We start from the raw sequence: 19,059 nt of genomic DNA on the forward strand, positions 1-19,059 counted from the left end.
TTTTGTTATTTGCACCAAGTTTATTTCTTGTACGACTTAACTTGGTTATTAAGGCGTTGATTTGCACGAGCTGCTTCGTCTTTAGCTGATTGCACATCAGAGCGAACAGAACTAAGGTCATTGCTCAGCTGGTCAACTTTAGAACCCAGAGTTTGAACCTGAGAGGCAAGCTGTTCAACTTTAGTCGCGCTCGAACAACCCGCTAACATAGTAGAAGCCAGAATTACTGCACCAAGTAGTACTTTAGTACGATTCATTACAATACCCTCTAGATTAAGTTAATCTCCAAGTAGCTATCTAAGTATTACACAAACTATTTTAGAAAGAGAATAAATTTTTGCTACGAAAAAAATTCTACTGATCTTTATCTAAATATAAGCTAATAATTTTTGAATAGTGACAATAAAACGATAGAGGTATGGGTGATTTAAGTAAGGCAAGCATAACAAACATAACTGCTAGGTGATGTATATTCCACTTTTATTTTTTAGCGTTATCAGCGAGAGCACTAATTGTCTATTTTACGGTAGAGAAGTAATTGAATAATTATCAATAAACTAATGAGAATTATTTCTATATTCTTTTACCTTGAGTAGGCGAGTGAATGAATCTCTGGGGACACAGCCAACAATATAAAAAGGCCCAATTTGATGTAAGGCAAATATGAGCCTGATTCATGATTGACAGTGCTGCCCAATTTTAGGCAGCAGAGCTATTCAAAATCACGAAGTCTTAAAGCACGTGAACAGAGGAGGTGTTTGTTGTACCACTTGGTACCAGTGCACCGGATACCATGACAACGATATCACCTTTATTCGCCATCCCACTTGCCAGAGCAGCTTCTTTACCAATGCGGTAAAAATCATCTGTAGAGGCGATTTCTTTGACAATTTGAGTTGAAACACCTTTAACCAACAGTAATTGGCGGGCAGTGATTTCATTTGTGGTCAAAGCAAGAATCGGTGCGTTAGGGAAATATTTGCGGATAGATCTTGCTGATTTGCCGCCATAAGTTGCTACAACGATCAGTGGCGCTTCCAATTTTTCTGCAATTTCAACAGCACCACGGCTGACTGCTTCGGTAACACGCAGTTTCTGGGTTTTGGTATTTTCAATCCGGCTGGTCATGACGCGATCTGTACGTTCACAGATGGTTGCCATGATGGATACTGCTTCAACTGGATATTTCCCTTTCGCACTTTCACCAGAAAGCATCACTGCGTCAGTACCATCTAAAATAGCATTGGCAACGTCACCTGCTTCAGCGCGAGTAGGGCGTGGGTTTTTGATCATAGAATCCAGCATTTGAGTTGCAGTGATAACAACTTTACGAGCTAAATTACATTTTTCTATCATCATTTTTTGAGCGAAGATGACTTCTTCTACTGGGATCTCAACGCCCAGATCACCGCGGGCAACCATGATACCGTCTGAAGCTTCCAAAATTTCGTCGAAGTTATTCAGACCTTCCTGATTTTCGATTTTGGAAATGATTTGGATATGTTCGCCGCCGTGAGCTTTCAAATGTTCACGGATTTCCAGTACATCGGAGCGCTTACGTATGAAAGAGGCAGCGATGAAATCTACGCCTTGCTCGCAACCGAAAATGAGGTCTTGTTTGTCTTTTTCTGCTAATGCAGGTAGGTTGATAGAAACGTTTGGCAAGTTAACGCCTTTGTTTTCGCCCAAATCACCGTTGTTCAATACTTCACAAATGACTTCAGTTGCGGTGATATCTTTGACTGTCATTGCGATCAAACCATCATCAACTAATATTGTGTTGCCTGGTGTGAGATCTTCTGGCAGACCAGCATAAGTCACAGCGACACGATCTTGATTGCCAATGACGGATTTATCTGTTGTAAAGATGAAAGTCTGGCCCGCAGTTAGGGAGACGTCATTGCCATCTTCCAATTTCATGGTGCGGATTTCAGGACCTTTAGTATCCAGTAGAATTGCTGATTTTTTGCCTGTTTTCGCTGTGACTGCGCGAATATTCTTAATGCGTTGACCGTGTTCTTCGTAGTCACCGTGAGAGAAATTTAGGCGCATTACATTCATGCCGGCATTGAGCAGCTCAGTTAATTTTTCTTCGGATTCTGTTTTCGGCCCGATAGTACAAACAATTTTGGTTTTTTTCATGACAATCTATCTACTGGTTTTAATGGATTAAAAGAGTGAATCGCCAACCATTGACATTTATGCCAGCATCATCTGGTGTTATAAGTTACGCAACATAATAGAAAACGGGTAGCAGAACGCGTCGAATGATTTGTTTAGTATGAAGTCAAACATGTTTAGACATGTGGACTTGGATCGATTAATCATCTGTAATTTTTTCTGGACTCGGTAAACCAATTGGCTGAAACCATTCAACTTATGACAGAAGCGTATTATAGAGACTAATTTCTGTGAAATGAATCAAAAAAATGGTTCTCGAACAGATTTACATCAGGAAAGGACAAAATAATTAGAGCGATGTTAAAAAAATCATAGGGTTGTTGTGCAAACGGGATGTAATTGAATTTTTAATAAGCGAAATGGATTAAGTAACAATAGGTTTATACAAGTAAGATAAAGCAACAAAAAGGAACAGGGGAAAAGTGATTTTAAGATAATTAGAGGAATATATTAAGATATGGTGCGTCCGAGTGGACTCGAACCACCGACCCCCACCATGTCAAGGTGGTGCTCTAACCAACTGAGCTACGGACGCACATAATGTTCTATATTTTTGAAAAAAAATATTTTCAACCTGATTTTGGTGCGTCCGAGTGGACTCGAACCACCGACCCCCACCATGTCAAGGTGGTGCTCTAACCAACTGAGCTACGGACGCAATCTAAATCATCATGGCTGACAACGGGAAAGAATATTAACGGGCACTAAGCCTTCTGGCAAGGGAAAAAATGCAAATTCTTGTTTGACTGCTCGCATTTACATCTTTTAGCATGAATTTGCAGCTTTTCCCCTTAAGTTGATAACTAAATATACAATGTCATCGAGTGGATCGTTTCAGGACAGAATGGACTGACTGTTTTTGTGTCCACAAAATTCGATAGCCCATCATGATCGCGGCTGCGGTTAAACCGATAATAAAACCAATCCAGAAGCCCTGTGGTCCCATCGGTTTAGTGACATAATCAGTTAGTGCCAGAATATAGCCACTAGGTAACCCTAAAATCCAATAGGCAATGAAGGTGATAAAGAAGATAGAACGTGTATCTTTATACCCACGCAATACTCCGGATCCAATAACTTGGACGGTATCAGAAAGTTGGTAAATAGCCGCAAATAGCATCAAGTGAGAGGCAAGAATGACAACTTCAATATTATCGTTGTACATAAATGCGATCCGCTCGCGGAATAATATTGTGAAAGTAGCGGTTAAACAGGCAATGATTAAACCAACAGCAAGACTGGTGTAAGCTGCTATTTTAGCTCCTTCAGTTGATTTCTGCCCAAGGTTATGGCCTACGCGGATGGTTGCAGCGATGCCCAGTGACAGTGGGAACATAAACATCATGGAGCTGAAATTGAGTGATATTTGATGCCCTGCGACGGCTACAACACCAAGCGGAGAGACCAACAGTGACACAACAGCGAATAGTGTAACCTCAAAGAACATTGCCAGCGCGATAGGTAACCCAAGCAATATAATACGTTTTTGGGTCCCCCATTTAGGCGCTGTAAAATTATCAAATGTATGAATATCTTTTTGGGAAGGAGAGTGTTTCACATATGCAAGCAGCAGCAGGAACATGACCCAATAGACTGTTGCGGTTGCTACACCACAGCCTACACCACCCAACTCTGGAGCACCAAATTTGCCGTAAATGAAAATATAGTTAACGGGAATATTGACCAATAACCCCATAATACCGATGACCATTCCTGGCTTGGTTTTCGATAATCCTTCACATTGACCGCGTAAAACCTGATAGAACAAATAACCGGGCGCTCCCCACATAATAGCATGGATAAAATCCGTTGCTTTTTGTGCTAAAACAGGATCGACATTATGCTGTGCTTCTATAATAAACCGACTGTTATACAATATTGTAATGATTAAGACAGAAAGGAACGCAGCAAGCCAAAAACCCTGTTGGATCTGACCTGCAATATTTTTTCTTTGGCTGGAGCCATTCATGTGTGCCACAATTGGCGTTAAAGCTAACAATAAACCCTGACCAAACAGAATAATTGGCAGCCAGATTGATGTACCAACAGCAACCGCTGACATTTCAACAGCACTAGCTTTACCAGCCATGACTGTATCGACGAACCCCATCGCAGTTTGTGAAAATTGTGCGATGACGACGGGGATCCCTAAAGCGAGCAAACTACGCGCTTCATTTAAATATTTCTGCACGTACTACACCTTTTTGATTAAAAATTAACTGGAAAATAAGAAGTATTTCTGCGAGCAAACGACATTAGTGGAAAATGTATCGCCTAAAAGCTCGGTCATTGTATAGAACTCATTTTATTAAGCCAATTATTCCACTTCTTTGTTGGCTTCGTTCATTCACCATAGTCACATAGTTTAGTTATAAACATAGGGTAATCTATGCTCCTGAAGATCAGCTCACGTGCCGCCTCAATGCAACTTGAACTCTATCGGGTCTATACTCAATAATAAGCGCTATACTCAACAGAAAACGTGTTTAAAAGCGATGAGTGGGTTAAACTAACTTATTATGCAAAAATGATTAAAGAGGTTCCCATGTTTACAGGTATTGTTCAGGGAAAAGCACCGATTGTTGCCATTGACGAGAAAATGAATTTTCGGACCCACATTGTTAAATTTCCGGCTGAATTATCACCCGGAATTGAAACAGGGGCTTCAGTTTCCCACAATGGTTGTTGCTTGACTGTAACTAAAATAGACGGCGATTTGATTAGCTTTGATTTAATGAAAGAAACGCTGCGTCTGACCAATCTCGGTAAACTTAATGTAGGTGACCTAGTCAATCTGGAAAGGGCGGCTAAATTTGGTGATGAAATCGGCGGCCATTTGATGTCCGGTCATGTTATTACAACTGCTGAAATTGCCAAGATATTTACTTCAGAAAATAATCATGAAATCTGGTTTCGAATTCACGACAAACAATTGATGCGTTATATCCTGCATAAAGGCTTTATTGGTATTGATGGAATTAGTCTGACAATTGGGGATGTAGTGAATAATCGTTTTTGTGTTCATTTGATCCCAGAAACACTGGAACGTACAACGTTGGGTAAAAAACGCCTTGGAGAAAAGGTCAATATTGAAATTGATCCGCAGACTCAAGTGATCGTAGATACCGTTGAACGAATCATGGCACAGAAAGAGCAAGAAAGATTACTGTCGCAGACACAGGTTGAAGAACAATAAAAATACCTTTAAGTTGTGTTAAAGGGTTTGTCGCAACCAATTTAAATAGAACACCAAAGCTACAGAAATCTTATTTCTGTAGCTTTTTGAATGTCATTCAGAGAGAAATTCTCTATCTGGGGACTCTTAACCCGTTTTCAACGCCTTGTTGGCTGAATATGATCTGCCATAGCTGAATGTCTCTTGCTCGGAATGCACCTGCACAGGCATTCAAATAATAACTGAACATCCGTTTGAATCGCGGACTGTAGTTATGTTCTATTTCGTGCCAGCTTGTAATAAATCGCTCATACCATGCCATGAGCGTCCGGTCATAATCTGCGCCAAAGTTGTGCCAATCTTCCATGACAAACTTTCCATTACTCGCTTTGGCAATTTTTCCAATTGATGGTAAGCAGCCATTAGGGAAAATATATTTGCTAATCCATGAATCGACGCCCAGTTTATCCCGATTGGAGCCGATAGTATGAAGAAGGAATAAACCATCTGGTTTCAGATTCTTTTTCACTATACTGAAATAATGAGCATAATTTTTAGGGCCAACGTGTTCAAACATACCGACGGAAACAATGCGATCAAATTGGAGATTCAGGTTGCGATAATCTTCAAGGATAATTTTGACGTCAAGATCTTTGCAGCGCTCTTGGGCGTATTTCTGCTGTTCTGCGGAAATTGTTAACCCCGTGACAGATACACCGTAATTTTCCGCAGCATAGGCTGCCAGTCCACCCCATCCACAGCCGATATCTAATAATGTCATACCCGGTGATAGTTGTAGTTTTTCGCAAATTAGATGGAGCTTATGGGATTGGGCTTCTTCCAATGTATTGGCGTTTTTCCAGTAGCCGCAGGAATATTGCATATGTGGGTCAAGCATTCGGGTAAAAAGATCGTTACCTAAATCATAGTGTTCTTCACCAACAATCCATGCACGTTTAGGCGTTTGTAGATTAAATATACGAGATATGAATATCTGCAAAATATCTTTAGTACTTTTGGGAATACGATGCTCTAAACCAGCACGTAATACTTTATGGAAGAAAATATCAAGTCGCTCACATTCCCACCAGCCATCCATATAACTTTCACCCAGTCCCAAAGAACCTTCTTTTAATACTCGCTTGTAAAAGTCAGGGTTTTTGATTTGGATATCGAAAGGACGTTTGCCGTTGATTTCAATATCAGCATCTTGAAGCAATTCATGAGCAATTCTATGCCAAGAATTAGTTATTGTTTTTTGACTTTCAACAAAAGATGAACTCATATACTCTCCAACATTTGTGTGATGGAATTTTGAGGTGTCACTTTTTAGCTGATGTTATCTTTATTTAAAACCACGAGGGCTTGTTTAGAAAAATATATAAATTATAACTAAATGATACAGTTTTTATTCATCCTGAATTTAAATAGGGCTTCTATGCCCTTGAAAACCTCAAATTCCGAATTTTTAGAATAATGAATCTGTATGAGTATATGAGTTAAATAACATTTAAACAATCATCTAAAGGCCACATATGATGTAACCTTTAGATAATAATGTTCTTATTTATTATTTTTTTGAGCGAATATTTAATGTGTAATCTGTGCTTTTTTGAGTGTTTTTCTTTTGTAACCAATAGCCTAAGGCCATTGGAACAACAGTAGAAACCATAACTGTTGTAGTAGATACAAGAGGAAATTTCATAAAGATGGAGACAATCATACTTGCGACAAAACAAAGGCCCAATTGCAGAGCATTTTGCAATGCAGCAGCCTTACCACTGTTTTTAGGATAAACAGAGAGTGCATTTGACACGGCAATTGGGTAGGACGCGCCATTCATTGCCGCCATAAAACAAAATGGAATCAGAATAGCCATAAATGAAGGGGTACTGAATATAGAAAGCAAATAAATAGCTGCCATGCTAATAGCATAACCTATCAGCAAAAATGGAAATATCGTTTCACTTTTCACTTTTTCCAATAAGATCCGACAGCCGTACCCGCCGATCATAAATACCAGAGTTTGAGGAATATAACTTAGACCGATATCGGTCGGATCATACCCCATTTCGTTCAAAATTATTGGTGAGCCCGTTAGCCAAGCAAAAAAACCAGCACTGCAAGAAGCATAAATTAATACGTTTCCGCTAAAAACGGGGGATGCTAGTAATGTAAAGAAAGAAATCGACTGTTGATCGGTATTAGCATCGATCGATTTATGTTTATTGTTCAGGAGAAATGTGGGTATCAAAAGTAAAAGCGTCACTGCCATTAAAACAAGAAAAATAACTCTCCAGCTAGTATGTGACAGTAACCATGCTCCCAATAAAGGTGCGAGGGCAGGGGAAAGAGCGACCAGAGGCATAATCATGGCAAAAACGCGTTTTGTTCGTTCTGTGTCATATCTATCGACAACCAAAGCTTGCCAAGTCACTGCTGCGGAGCAGACTCCAACTGCCTGAATAAACCTCAGGATTAGTAGTTGAGTGGAATCAGTTATCCAAAGGATCCCTAAACAGCTAATGGAAAATAAAGATAATCCGATAATAAGGACAGGTTTTCTTCCTATGCGGTCAGACAATAGTCCCCATAAAAGCTGGGCAACGGCAAAACCAGCAAGAAAGATACTAAGACTCGCACTAATGGCGCCTTCTGATGTACCTAGTTCTGCTTTCATCGCGTCAAAAGCAGGTAAATACATATCAATGGCCAAATAACCGAGCATACTCAGGCCGGCAAGATAAAACATGAATAGGGTGGAATTTTTATTTGTTGTCATTTTCTTAGTAACTTGGTGTGGTAATGGATAAGGAAATACTTGGTTTATTCTATATGGCATTATTTTTATTTGTGAAACGGTAATATTTGCATCATGCTGTGAAAAAAATTGAAAGGAAGATATATGTGGTCTGAATACTCTCTGGAAGTTGTTGATGCAGTTGCCAGAACGGGAAGTTTCAGTGCGGCTGCATCAGAGCTTCATCGTGTCCCCTCTGCTGTCAGTTATACGGTAAAACAACTCGAAGAATGGCTGGCTGTACCTTTATTTGAACGACGTCATCGTGATGTTGAGTTAACCGAGGCCGGCGCTATTTTTGTTAAGGAATCGCGTATTGTTATCAAAAAAATGAATCACACTCGTCATCAATGTCAGCAAGTTGCCAATGGTTGGAGGGGGCAGTTAAGTATTGCGGTTGATCAGGTGGTAAAACCTGAGCGAACACTTCGATTAATTTTGGATTTTTATCGTCATTTTCCTGATATTGAATTATTTGTTTATCCTGAAGTTTTTAATGGGGTATGGGATGCCATGGTAGATGAACGGGTGGATGTTGCTATTGGTGCGACGCGGGCTTCTCCTGTTGGTGAGCGTTATAGTTTCAGGGATATGGGATTCATGCCTTGGTTATGTGTAGTAAGTCCCGAACATGAGCTGGTAGCGATATCGGGAAAATTGAATGACGATCAAATGCGTTCATATTCCAGCTTATGTCTTGAAGATACTTCGCGCAGTTTGCCTAAGCGTAACACATGGGCTTTGGATAATCAGCGACGATTGATCGTTCCTGATTGGGATATTGGGCTGAATTGCCTGATGGATGGGTTATGTGTAGGAATGGTGCCCAAGCACCGTGCATTGCCGTTAATCCGCAAAGGGAAACTGACTGCACTCGAACTTGAACAACCATTACCTGATAGCCCATGCTGCTTAACATGGTCGCAAAAAAGCCATTCACCAGCATTAAGTTGGTTGCTTGATTATCTTGGGGATAGCGAAACGCTTAATGCAGAATGGCTGCAAGACGATTAATCGTTAACGGCGATAATCGATGAAAGGCCCATCCGCGACAGAACGTCGTTCAACGAGGCGCGGGTGGACTTCAATAGTCTGTGCATCTTCACGTTTGTTGACGATTCTGTCCAGTAGCATAGAAAAAGCCATTTGCCCCAGACGTTCTTTAGGTTGGTGGATGGTTGTCAATGCTGGAGTAAAATAGCGAGCGTTACGAATGTTGTCATAACCGATGATGGAAATATCTTGTGGAACACGTAATCCCAATTCATCAGCAGCGCAGATTGCTCCCATAGCCATAACATCTCCACCGCAAAAGACAGCCGTTGGACGTTGTTTCTGATTCAGGATCTTATACATGGCTTGATAGCCGGACTCAGGTTCAAAATCACCTTGGACAATCCACTCATCCCGAATGGCGATGTTGGCCTCTTTTAGTGCTTTGATAAAGCCTTGGTGACGTCCACCCCCGGTATTTCTCGCTAATGAACCAGGAATGGCAGCAATGTCACGATGACCGCGTTCAATAAGATAGCGACCAGCCAAATAGCCACCATGGAAGGCGTTATCGACAATCGCATCGGTAAAATCCCCTCTGGATTCACCCCAATCCATGACTACCATGGGAATATTGCGATACCCTTCCAGCATACTCAATAATTGTTCTGGGTACTCTGAGCACATGACAAGTAAGCCGTCTACACGCTTTTGGGCCAGCATTGCAAGGTAGGCTTTTTGTTTGTCAATATCATTGTGTGAATTACATAGGATCAAAGTATAGCCTTTGCTGTAGCAGCTATTTTCAACAGATTCGATGATTTCAGCAAAATAAGGGGCTTCACATGAAGTTGCCAGTAGTCCGATAGATTTGGTGTGGTTAACTTTCAAACTACGCGCAACTGCACTCGGAGAATAGCTCAGTTCTTTAATCGCAGCCCAAACTGCGGCCTTTGTATCTTCGGCGACGAAGCGGGTTTTATTAATAACATGGGATACGGTTGTGGTCGAAACGCCAGCGCGTTTAGCCACATCTTTAATCGTTGCCATGATAAAAAGGACTCCTGACCTTATGGTCTATGTTTATATACCCTTCATTTTTCAAGCTGCACTGGATTGACTGCATTTATCTGCCACCACGTTACAACTTGAAGTCTCTTGGATATAGATATTTGTTAATCGTTTGCCAACATATTTATATATAGTGTGATGGTTGGCAACAAGTTAGCGATAAACCTTGGATTTTGTCTGATCTAGCTCAAAAGTGAAAGTAATAATCGATGCTATTATAAAGTATATAGATTAAATACCACGGTACAGTTTTAGATAATAAGTTGGAAAAGCGACTTAAGATTTATGGTGTTGGAGTGTCTTAATTTTCACATTGAGGATGTTCTATGGATACAGATCTGAAGCTGGGGTTAATGGCTGCCGGTAGCGCATTGATAATGATTGTTTTTTTTGGAAGTCTTTGCCTAATCTGATCAAGATCTAAAAAGCATTTTTAGGTGTAATGTCGCCTATTTTAAGGGCAGATTCTCCGGCATTCATGATTCTATGGATGCTAGAGAATCCGCCCTTGCTATTTTTATCTGGCGAGAGAATTTATCTATTAAGCCAGATTTTCTTCAACAAATTTCCAGTTGACCAGAGCCCAGAAGTGCTCCAGATATTGAGGACGGGCATTACGGTAATCGATGTAATATGCGTGTTCCCAAACATCAACAGTCAGTACTGGTTTATCTTCGCCAGTCAATGGGGTTGCTGCGTTAGAAGTATTTACGATAGCTAGGCTACCGTCAGTTTTTTTGACCAGCCATGTCCAGCCAGAACCAAAGTTTTTCAGAGCTGCATCAGTAAATTGCTGTTTAAATTCAGTAAAAGAACCGAAAGCGCTGTTGATTGCATCTGCTACTTTTCCGGTTGGTTCACCGCCGCCATTTGGTGACAAGCTATGCCAGTAAAAAGTATGGTTCCAGACTTGTGCTGCGTTATTGAAGATGCCACTTTCAGATGTTTTGATGATTTCTTCCAGTGATTTATCGGCAAATTCGGTTTCTTTGATCAGGTTATTCAGGTTTACAACGTAGGCGTTGTGGTGTTTGCCGTAGTGATATTCCAAAGTTTCTGCTGAAATGTGTGGTTCTAGGGCATCTTTGGCATAAGGTAATGCTGGTAATTCAAAAGACATTGCATGCTCCTTTTTTATATCGGGTTTTTGGCTATGCAAATCATGATTTGAGTAGTAATCATGAGCACAGCAAATTCAAGCTTTTTATTATGTTACTGTTTTGATAATTATCTTAACAACTTTTCTGTGAAATAACAGGGAAAAAGATGCTATTTTGCTGCGATCTGACGTAGAACTGAACTGTAAGATGGACAAGTTGTAGTTAATTGGGGTGAAAAATATCAAATGGCGATTTCTGCAAATCATGACAACTAGTTTGTAGCAGAAAGTTCACGGTAGAAAATTTGCGGTAGAAAGTGGTATTCTAAATCAATCTTTTCTGATGCTGGTAAACAGCACCTGTGGTTTAAGGAAGTAAAAATGACAACTATTGAGAAAATCGAGCGCCAAATTAAAGAAAACCCAATTCTGCTGTATATGAAAGGTTCCCCAAAATTGCCAAGTTGTGGCTTCTCCGCTCAGGCAGTTCAGGCTTTATCTGCTTGTGGTGAACGTTTTGCTTACGTAGATATTCTGCAAAATCCCGATATTCGCGCAGAATTGCCTAAATATGCAAACTGGCCGACATTTCCTCAGCTTTGGATAGATGGCGAGCTGGTGGGAGGATGTGACATTCTTATTGAAATGTACCAGCGCGGTGAATTACAAACGCTGATCAAAGAGACTGCTGATAAGTATCGCGAACAGGAAGAAGGTGAGTAATTCATCAATATGATGAATGTTCTTCGTTGCCCCATACCCCTTAGCAGGTATGGGGTTTGAAATTTTAGGGGTTGTCATCCGTTTCAGCAGAAGGTAAAGGCCAGCCACCGAGCCGTTTCCAGCGATTGACGAGTTCGCAGAAAAGCAAAGCTGTCCGGTCGGTATCATAAAGTGCGCTATGTGCTTGATTGCTATCAAACGGCATTCCCGCGGTGATACAAGCTTTAGCGAGAATGGTTTGACCAAGAACTAACCCACTGAGTGCGGCTGTATCAAAAGTGGCGAATGGGTGAAAGGGATTGCGTTTCAAACTGGCACGTTCTGCAGCTGCCATCACAAAATTATGATCAAAATTAGCATTATGGGCGACCATAATCGCACGGTTACAGTTAGTATCTTTCATACCCTTGCGGATCATTTTGAAAATAGCATGTAATGCGGTGTATTCACTGACTGCTCCCCTCAGAGGATTTGTTGGATCAATACCCGTGAATGCCAGAGCCGCAGGGTCTAGATTAGCCCCTTCGAATGGGTCAATATGAAAATGCAATGTATCGGCAGGGGTCAACCAACCTTCTTCATTCATTTTTAAAGTAATTGCAGCAATTTCAAGTAAAGCGTCGGTACGTGCATTAAATCCTCCTGTTTCGACATCAATGACAACGGGATAGTAACCACGAAAGCGTCCGCTTAGCATGTTTTGATCATTTTTATTAGGCATCTGATTTTGTTCTTAAACTTCAGGATTTTGTTTTTAACTCTGGGTTAAGGAGTATTATGACAAAATTTGGCATGTCTTGCAGAAGTAATGCTTATCCAATGAAGAGAATGAAGGGCAATAAGATATGCCCTTTGCATGTGTGTGAATAATTAATTGCCTAATGCACTGCTGGCACTTGTGTTTTCGATGAGTTCGATTTTATATCCATCAGGGTCTTCAACAAACGCAATGACAGTTGTTCCACCTTTGACAGGCCCTGCTTCACGGATCACATTTCCACCAGCGAATTTTATGCGTTCACAAGTCGCTGCGACATCATCAACACCCAAAGCGATATGCCCAAATGCGGTTCCCATTTCGTAGTTTTCAACACCCCAATTGTAGGTTAGCTCGATGACGGCACCTTTACTTTCATCGCCATAGCCAACAAAAGCGAGGGAATACTTATACTCTGAGTTTTCACTGGTGCGAAGTAAACGCATTCCCATCACCTGAGTGTAGAAATCAATCGAGCGTTGCATGTTGCCAACACGGATCATAGTATGGAGTAAGCGCATGATTACCTCTTGATATTTATAGTCTTATTGTGAAACGTTGCTCACATAATTGTATATACCTGAGTACTATAACTTGTATAGATAAAATAATTCAATTTGTCCTTTCATCTATTTAATTTCAATTGGTTACTATTTTAATTTAAATTTTTATGTTAGACACTTATACTGATTTGCGTTGGTAGTTTCCTCTTTATAGGGGAAAGAAGATAAGATTTTATCGTCTCAGTGCAGGAGGTTTAGATGGCTGAACAATTAGAATTTTTTGTTATTCCAAACCCTTGCCAAGGGATTTGTGAATCGGATGTTCGTGGTTTTTGCCGAGGATGTTATCGAAGTCGAGAAGAACGATTTATGTGGATGAAATTATCAAATAGTGAAAAAAGAAAAATATTGCGTTTATGTCATCAAAGACATCTGAGAACATTAAAAATAAAAGGTAATGATGAAGATATTATTCCAGAACAGCCCGATTTATTTTAATTTTATGCTAAATTGGTGAAAAAATGTTATTTATATGAATAATAATTTATGATTACCGTAAAAACACGAAGTACTACCAGTAATAAATGATATATTTTTTATATTTTTACCTATTTATTTGACATATGTCATTTAAAAGTATCATTTCACTTGACCTAATAAGATGTTTAATTAAAGATTTCTTATCAAAGAATTATTTATTGAACAATAAAAGAACTATTTTTTATCTTATTGTTTTTTATGTTATTTATTATTATTGCGGCCCTGTCTGTAAGAGAAAAATGATATTAATGTAAAAATATATAGATTAGTATTTGGATGGCGGTTATTCTTATAGAACTTTAACCGAGTGGAAATGTATATATTTTGGGGGTTTGTATTTTTTTTGTTGATATTTAAAATTACAATAGTTTAGTTTGAGGATTATTTTATAAAGTTTATATCGTTGGTGGATTAATGCGCGATTCTATTCGGTGCTCCGTAAAACTTCGCTCTTTAGGGCGACGAAGATGTCAACTTTGAGTAACAAGCCAACGCGACACTAATTAGGTAATTAGCGAAATTTTTGATTCTGCTAATGTAAGCATGATATAGGGTGCGTATCCATTATTCATATGAATAAACTGATTGGATAGTTCATTGATGTTATATGAGTCTCTAATTATAAGGAGGGGTAATTGGAATTGACATTGGGATCAGATCTGGCACGTTTAGTCCGTGTTTGGCGCGCTTTAATTGATCATCGTTTGAAACCGCTGAAATTAACTCAGACACATTGGGTTACTCTATACAATATTAGTCAGCTGCCACCAGAACAGTCACAGATACAGCTCGCGAAAGCTATTGGTATTGAGCAACCATCTTTGGTGAGAACTCTGGATCAATTAGAAGAAAAGAAACTGATTACACGACATACATGTGCTAATGATCGACGAGCAAAAAGAATCAAATTAACCGGAGAATCGGAAACCTTTATCAGAGAGGTAGATAGTGTTATTGATTCGACAAGGAAAGAAATCTTGGAGGGAATTACTCATGATGAGTTAATTCTACTTGCTTCTGTAATAAAGAAAATCGAAAAAAATATTAGCCAATTACATAAACAGGTAATATAGGAATTAATCGTAGTAAGAAAATCGCGGTCCAGATCTGGTACCCGCGATTTTTTAGTTTTGTGTTATTCCGTATTTCAGAGTGGCGATACAGTTAGAGATCTCCCACTATCAGCGATTTTGACACGTTGGCCTCTGCTGAATTGGACTTGATCCAATTTTTGTATTACGATGACATGCTGCCCGTTATCTTTACGAATTTCTAACTCAACACCTTTCGTCTTGTCGATAGCGCTTTCGATTCCTGTACCAGCCATTCCGCCAGCAATAGCTCCTGCGGCTGTAGCAAGTCGTTGGCCTGTACCACCGCCGACTGTATTACCCAACAGCCCTCCCAAGACGGCCCCACCAATAAGACCCAACATATTGGAACTACCTTCTTGATTACCTTTGATAGTGACGGGACGTACAGACAAGATAGTGCCATAGGTCACAGCTTGAGCACGTTTGGCTTGGTCAATAGTATAAGTATCGCTAGAAAGTGCTCCCATGTCTGCACAACCAGATAGAGTGGTTACTACAACTGCACCAACCAGGAAACGTTTGAACATAGTCACTCCTAATTTTAATGCCCGATGGGGAAGCTTGATAGTAAATCTACAACCAAGCATTCGGCTACTATTTATTGTTAGTAGCAAAGCGTTAGTAGCAGAGCGGATACATTGGTCAGCCACTAATGACTCATATCAACATATATAATAAATACCTAATATGAACTTAGAAAGGAATAATTCCTGACCAAAAGTCTAGCATGTTTTGTGAAGGTCTCTCCAAAACTCAGATTTTATCTCTGATATTGGCTATTAAACATATATAGTCCAAATGGATGTGCTTTATAGTTTATTCATTATCAAATTTAATCCACTTGCTAAATGTAATCCATTCTTTAAGTAGGGGAATATTTATGAAATCAGGGTGTTATATTGGTGTAATGTCTGGCACTAGTATGGATGGCGTTGATGTTATTCTAGCAACGATTAGTGATAAAGTTGTTAAACAGGAAGTAAGTTATAATCATCCTTTCCCGCAAGAGATCAAGCAAGAATTACTTTCTATCTGTCAGGGACAGCAAACGACATTATCAATAGTAGGAAGATTAGACTATGAACTTGGCACTCTTTTTGCGGAGTCTGTACAAGGGTTGCTGGATAAAGCTGGGCTGACTGCTAACGATATTACTGCAATTGGGTGTCATGGGCAGACGGTTTGGCATGAGCCAGATGGTAAGAAACCTTTCACCATGCAAATTGGTGACAATAACCGTGTCGCCGCTCTTACCAATATTACAACGGTAGGTGATTTCAGACGACGTGATATGGCTTATGGTGGTCAGGGAGCACCTTTGGTACCCGCATTCCATATGGCAGTATTGGGTCATCCGGCAGAACGGCGTATTATTCTGAATATTGGTGGGATTGCAAATATTTCAGCGCTTCTGCCTGATACTGCCGTGAAAGGGTATGATACTGGGCCTGGTAATATGTTGATGGATGCCTGGATATGGCGGCATAAACAATTACCTTACGACAAAGATGCACTGTGGGCCAGTGAAGGAACCGTCAACGAACCTTTACTTCAGAAAATGCTTTCTGATCCTTATCTTGCGCGCACAGCACCGAAAAGTACGGGGCGTGAATACTTTAATATGACATGGCTGGAAAAACAGTTAGCTGATTATCCTAACGTTGAACCTGTGGATGTTCAGGCAACGTTGGCTGAATTAACCGCTGTGAGCATCTCTCAGCAGGTGATACTGAGTGGTGGATGTGATCGCCTTCTGGTTTGTGGCGGTGGAGCACGAAATCCGCTCGTTATGAGTCGGTTATCTGCTTTATTGCCGAATGCTGAAGTGGCGACGACAGATAAATATGGATTGAGCGGTGATGACATGGAAGCGCTGGCATTTGCGTGGTTGGCATTCCGTACTATGTCAGGCTTGTCAGGAAATTTACCATCAGTGACGGGTGCAGACAGGGAAACGATTTTAGGCGCAATTTACCCTGTAGTCAGATAATAATATCTAATACTCATTAGGAAATCGAGAGTTAGAAATGTCAGAACATAATGAAACAGCTATCGCAGAATTACGTCGCGAATATATACGCGGTGGATTAAGACGAAAAGATCTTACTAAAGAACCGATTGAACTTTTTGAACGTTGGTTTAAACAGGCTTGTGAAGCCAGACTGAGCGATCCGACAGCAATGTGTATTGCCACAGTTGATGAGCATGGTCAGCCCTATCAGCGCATTGTTCTATTAAAACACTTTGATGCTCGCAGCTTAGTTTTTTATACCAATCTTGGTAGTCGTAAGGCTAAACATTTGGCTCAGAATAAGCGGATCAGCCTCCATTTTCCATGGTATCAACTGGAAAGGCAGGTTAGTTTTCTCGGTAAGGCGGAACAATTATCGCCTATTGAAGTAGTGAAATATTTCCATAGCCGTCCGAGAGATAGCCAAATTGCAGCTTGGGCTTCTCAGCAATCTTCACGGATTTCTGCCAGAGGAATTTTGGAAGGTAAGTTTTTAGAGTTAAAACAGAAATTCCAAAATGGTGAAGTCCCTTTGCCTAATTTCTGGGGAGGATTCCGAGTCGAATTTGATTCAGTAGAATTTTGGCAGGGTGGTTCACATCGTCTTCATGATCGCTTTTTGTACCAGCGTGAAGGTGATGAATGGCATATTGATCGTCTGGCACCTTAACGGTATTGATTACAATAATAGTACTGGCTACAACAGCACTAATTACTGTTTTTAATACTGGCACTTATATTACTGGCGTTTTATGCTATAGCTCGCGATTTATAACGAGTTTCTCATATAAATAAAGAATACAAACTGATGGAGTCATTGATGTCTAGCAACAACCTGATTAAACAACTGCAAGAGCGGGGCCTTATTGCCCAGGTAACGGATGAAGAGGCGTTAGCTGAGAGACTGGCGCAAGGTCCGGTTTCTCTCTATTGTGGCTTCGATCCTACCGCTGACAGCTTGCATTTGGGTCATCTGGTTCCCTTGCTGTGTTTAAAACGATTCCAACTTGCTGGGCATAAGCCTATTGCGTTGGTTGGTGGTGCGACAGGTTTGATTGGCGATCCAAGCTTTAAAGCAACTGAGCGCAAATTAAACACAGAAGAAACTGTTACAGAGTGGGTGGAGAAAATTCGTAAACAAGTTTCACCATTCCTTAATTTTGATGGTGAAAATGGTGCGGAATTAGCCAATAACTATGAATGGTTTGGTGAAATGGATGTGCTTACTTTCCTACGTGATATTGGTAAGCATTTTTCCGTTAACCAGATGATCAACAAAGAAGCGGTGAAACAGCGTCTGAACCGTGATGATGTTGGTATTTCGTATACTGAATTTTCTTATAACCTATTGCAATCATATGACTTTGCTAACCTGAATGGAAAATATGGTGTTGAATTGCAGATTGGTGGTTCAGATCAATGGGGCAACATTACTTCAGGCATCGATTTGACGCGTCGCTTACACCAGAAACAAGTATTTGGTATGACTGTACCTTTGATTACTAAATCTGATGGTACTAAATTCGGTAAAACAGAAGGTGGAGCAGTTTGGCTAGACCCGAAAAAAACTAGCCCATACAAATTCTACCAGTTCTGGATTAACACTGCTGATGCAGATGTTTACCGTTTCCTGAAATTCTTTACTTTCATGAGCATTGAAGAGATCAATGCGTTGGAAGAAGAAGATAAAAATAGCGGTAAAGCTCCACGTGCCCAATATGTATTAGCAGAGCAAGTCACTAAGCTGGTGCATGGAGATGCAGGTCTTGTTGCCGCTAAGCGGATCACTGAGAGTTTATTCTCTGGTGCAGTTGCTGATTTGACCGAAGATGATCTTGCGCAATTGGCTCAAGATGGCATGCCAGCGATTGAACTTGAAAATGGAGATGATTTGCAACAATCACTTGTTACTGCGGAATTTGTTCCTTCCCGTGGACAGGCTCGTACCATGATCAACTCAAACGCAGTTTCCGTCAATGGTGAGAAACAGTCTGAGCCTATGTATGTATTTGCGGACAGTGATCGTTTGTTTGGACGTTATACTTTATTACGCCGTGGCAAAAAACATTATTGCCTGATCAACTGGAAATAATCCATAAAGGTGTCACTAAG

General features: G+C 40.3%; 18 protein-coding genes and 2 tRNA genes. 8 read left to right on the forward strand and 12 right to left on the reverse strand.

Going from position 1 to position 19,059, the window contains the following annotated elements; all coding sequences use genetic code 11:
- Positions 1–20: 20 nt before the first annotated feature.
- The 5 genes from Xhom_RS20250 to Xhom_RS20270 all read right to left on the reverse strand — a co-directional run bounded on the left by Xhom_RS20250 (position 21) and on the right by Xhom_RS20270 (position 4,372).
- A complete protein-coding gene (locus tag Xhom_RS20250) occupies positions 21–257 on the reverse strand; it encodes a major outer membrane lipoprotein (RefSeq protein WP_069316039.1) in 237 nt (78 codons plus the stop codon).
- Positions 258–732: 475 nt separating this feature from the next.
- Complete coding sequence (gene pykF / locus Xhom_RS20255; RefSeq protein WP_069316038.1) at positions 733–2,142, reverse strand: pyruvate kinase PykF; 1,410 nt, start codon at positions 2,140–2,142, stop codon at positions 733–735.
- Between the two features lie 497 nt (positions 2,143–2,639).
- Positions 2,640–2,716: transfer RNA gene (locus tag Xhom_RS20260), tRNA-Val, on the reverse strand.
- A gap of 46 nt (positions 2,717–2,762) precedes the next feature.
- Positions 2,763–2,839, reverse strand: a tRNA-Val gene (locus Xhom_RS20265).
- Between the two features lie 159 nt (positions 2,840–2,998).
- Positions 2,999–4,372 carry an MATE family efflux transporter gene (locus Xhom_RS20270; protein WP_069316037.1) on the reverse strand — a complete coding sequence of 458 codons (1,374 nt, stop codon included), beginning with the start codon at positions 4,370–4,372 and terminating at the stop codon, positions 2,999–3,001.
- A 354-nt stretch (positions 4,373–4,726) separates the two neighbouring features.
- Between Xhom_RS20270 and Xhom_RS20275 the strand changes: the two genes are divergently transcribed.
- Entirely contained in the window at positions 4,727–5,377 is a 651-nt protein-coding gene (locus Xhom_RS20275; RefSeq protein WP_069316036.1) for a riboflavin synthase, read from the forward strand.
- A 112-nt stretch (positions 5,378–5,489) separates the two neighbouring features.
- On the opposite strand, the gene cfa is transcribed toward Xhom_RS20275, so the two are convergent.
- Together cfa and punC are read right to left on the reverse strand one after the other, a co-directional pair.
- A complete protein-coding gene (cfa, locus tag Xhom_RS20280; protein WP_069316035.1) occupies positions 5,490–6,641 on the reverse strand; it encodes a cyclopropane fatty acyl phospholipid synthase in 1,152 nt (383 codons plus the stop codon).
- A gap of 285 nt (positions 6,642–6,926) precedes the next feature.
- Complete coding sequence (punC, locus tag Xhom_RS20285; RefSeq protein ID WP_069316034.1) at positions 6,927–8,138, reverse strand: purine nucleoside transporter PunC; 1,212 nt, start codon at positions 8,136–8,138, stop codon at positions 6,927–6,929.
- 123 nt (positions 8,139–8,261) lie between these two features.
- Between punC and punR the strand changes: the two genes are divergently transcribed.
- Entirely contained in the window at positions 8,262–9,170 is a 909-nt protein-coding gene (gene punR, locus Xhom_RS20290) for a DNA-binding transcriptional activator PunR (protein WP_069316033.1), read from the forward strand.
- A gap of 3 nt (positions 9,171–9,173) precedes the next feature.
- Here the strand turns inward: punR and purR are convergent, their stop codons facing one another.
- Together purR and sodB are read right to left on the reverse strand one after the other, a co-directional pair.
- Positions 9,174–10,199: an HTH-type transcriptional repressor PurR gene (purR, locus tag Xhom_RS20295; protein ID WP_069316032.1), complete on the reverse strand. Its 1,026-nt coding sequence runs from the start codon at positions 10,197–10,199 to the stop codon at positions 9,174–9,176.
- Between the two features lie 562 nt (positions 10,200–10,761).
- Positions 10,762–11,340 carry a superoxide dismutase [Fe] gene (sodB, locus tag Xhom_RS20300; protein WP_069316031.1) on the reverse strand — a complete coding sequence of 193 codons (579 nt, stop codon included), beginning with the start codon at positions 11,338–11,340 and terminating at the stop codon, positions 10,762–10,764.
- A gap of 360 nt (positions 11,341–11,700) precedes the next feature.
- Between sodB and Xhom_RS20305 the strand changes: the two genes are divergently transcribed.
- Positions 11,701–12,042 (forward strand): Grx4 family monothiol glutaredoxin, encoded by a 342-nt coding sequence (locus Xhom_RS20305; RefSeq protein ID WP_069316030.1) that lies wholly within the window; start codon positions 11,701–11,703, stop codon positions 12,040–12,042.
- Positions 12,043–12,106: 64 nt separating this feature from the next.
- Here the strand turns inward: Xhom_RS20305 and rnt are convergent, their stop codons facing one another.
- Both rnt and gloA read right to left on the reverse strand, forming a co-directional pair.
- Entirely contained in the window at positions 12,107–12,763 is a 657-nt protein-coding gene (gene rnt / locus Xhom_RS20310; RefSeq protein WP_069316029.1) for a ribonuclease T, read from the reverse strand.
- Between the two features lie 149 nt (positions 12,764–12,912).
- Complete coding sequence (gene gloA / locus Xhom_RS20315) at positions 12,913–13,320, reverse strand: lactoylglutathione lyase (RefSeq protein WP_069316028.1); 408 nt, start codon at positions 13,318–13,320, stop codon at positions 12,913–12,915.
- Positions 13,321–13,560: 240 nt separating this feature from the next.
- Here gloA and Xhom_RS20320 point away from each other — a divergent pair, with 240 nt between their 5' ends.
- The gene (locus tag Xhom_RS20320; RefSeq protein ID WP_069316027.1) at positions 13,561–13,800 is read left to right on the forward strand and encodes a DUF1289 domain-containing protein; all 240 of its coding nucleotides are present in this window, start codon (positions 13,561–13,563) and stop codon (positions 13,798–13,800) included.
- A gap of 677 nt (positions 13,801–14,477) precedes the next feature.
- Positions 14,478–14,915 carry a transcriptional regulator SlyA gene (gene slyA, locus Xhom_RS20325; RefSeq protein WP_069316026.1) on the forward strand — a complete coding sequence of 146 codons (438 nt, stop codon included), beginning with the start codon at positions 14,478–14,480 and terminating at the stop codon, positions 14,913–14,915.
- Between the two features lie 74 nt (positions 14,916–14,989).
- On the opposite strand, the gene Xhom_RS20330 is transcribed toward slyA, so the two are convergent.
- On the reverse strand, positions 14,990–15,463 hold the full coding sequence (locus tag Xhom_RS20330; protein WP_069316025.1) for an outer membrane lipoprotein: 474 nt from the start codon (positions 15,461–15,463) through the stop codon (positions 14,990–14,992).
- 353 nt (positions 15,464–15,816) lie between these two features.
- On the opposite strand from Xhom_RS20330, the gene anmK reads away from it, so the two are divergent.
- From anmK to tyrS, 3 genes are all read left to right on the forward strand, one after another.
- Entirely contained in the window at positions 15,817–16,926 is a 1,110-nt protein-coding gene (gene anmK, locus Xhom_RS20335; protein ID WP_069316024.1) for an anhydro-N-acetylmuramic acid kinase, read from the forward strand.
- Positions 16,927–16,963: 37 nt separating this feature from the next.
- On the forward strand, positions 16,964–17,617 hold the full coding sequence (gene pdxH / locus Xhom_RS20340) for a pyridoxamine 5'-phosphate oxidase (RefSeq protein ID WP_069316023.1): 654 nt from the start codon (positions 16,964–16,966) through the stop codon (positions 17,615–17,617).
- 150 nt (positions 17,618–17,767) lie between these two features.
- Entirely contained in the window at positions 17,768–19,039 is a 1,272-nt protein-coding gene (tyrS, locus tag Xhom_RS20345) for a tyrosine--tRNA ligase (protein WP_069316022.1), read from the forward strand.
- Positions 19,040–19,059 lie beyond the last annotated feature (20 nt).

It is taken from the genome of Xenorhabdus hominickii, assembly GCF_002632725.1.
GTDB classification, from domain to species: Bacteria; Pseudomonadota; Gammaproteobacteria; order Enterobacterales; family Enterobacteriaceae; genus Xenorhabdus; species Xenorhabdus hominickii.

Excerpts from the sequence above, each read along its gene's own strand:
- Xhom_RS20250 (WP_069316039.1), bottom strand. The coding sequence starts at position 257 with ATGAATCGTACTAAAGTACTACTTGGTGCAGTAATTCTGGCTTCTACT.
- pykF (WP_069316038.1), bottom strand. The coding sequence starts at position 2,142 with ATGAAAAAAACCAAAATTGTTTGTACTATCGGGCCGAAAACAGAATCC.
- Xhom_RS20275 (WP_069316036.1), top strand. The coding sequence starts at position 4,727 with ATGTTTACAGGTATTGTTCAGGGAAAAGCACCGATTGTTGCCATTGAC.
- cfa (WP_069316035.1), bottom strand. The coding sequence starts at position 6,641 with ATGAGTTCATCTTTTGTTGAAAGTCAAAAAACAATAACTAATTCTTGG.
- punC (WP_069316034.1), bottom strand. The coding sequence starts at position 8,138 with ATGACAACAAATAAAAATTCCACCCTATTCATGTTTTATCTTGCCGGC.
- punR (WP_069316033.1), top strand. The coding sequence starts at position 8,262 with ATGTGGTCTGAATACTCTCTGGAAGTTGTTGATGCAGTTGCCAGAACG.
- purR (WP_069316032.1), bottom strand. The coding sequence starts at position 10,199 with ATGGCAACGATTAAAGATGTGGCTAAACGCGCTGGCGTTTCGACCACA.
- sodB (WP_069316031.1), bottom strand. The coding sequence starts at position 11,340 with ATGTCTTTTGAATTACCAGCATTACCTTATGCCAAAGATGCCCTAGAA.
- Xhom_RS20305 (WP_069316030.1), top strand. The coding sequence starts at position 11,701 with ATGACAACTATTGAGAAAATCGAGCGCCAAATTAAAGAAAACCCAATT.
- rnt (WP_069316029.1), bottom strand. The coding sequence starts at position 12,763 with ATGCCTAATAAAAATGATCAAAACATGCTAAGCGGACGCTTTCGTGGT.
- gloA (WP_069316028.1), bottom strand. The coding sequence starts at position 13,320 with ATGCGCTTACTCCATACTATGATCCGTGTTGGCAACATGCAACGCTCG.
- Xhom_RS20320 (WP_069316027.1), top strand. The coding sequence starts at position 13,561 with ATGGCTGAACAATTAGAATTTTTTGTTATTCCAAACCCTTGCCAAGGG.
- Xhom_RS20330 (WP_069316025.1), bottom strand. The coding sequence starts at position 15,463 with ATGTTCAAACGTTTCCTGGTTGGTGCAGTTGTAGTAACCACTCTATCT.
- anmK (WP_069316024.1), top strand. The coding sequence starts at position 15,817 with ATGAAATCAGGGTGTTATATTGGTGTAATGTCTGGCACTAGTATGGAT.
- pdxH (WP_069316023.1), top strand. The coding sequence starts at position 16,964 with ATGTCAGAACATAATGAAACAGCTATCGCAGAATTACGTCGCGAATAT.
- tyrS (WP_069316022.1), top strand. The coding sequence starts at position 17,768 with ATGTCTAGCAACAACCTGATTAAACAACTGCAAGAGCGGGGCCTTATT.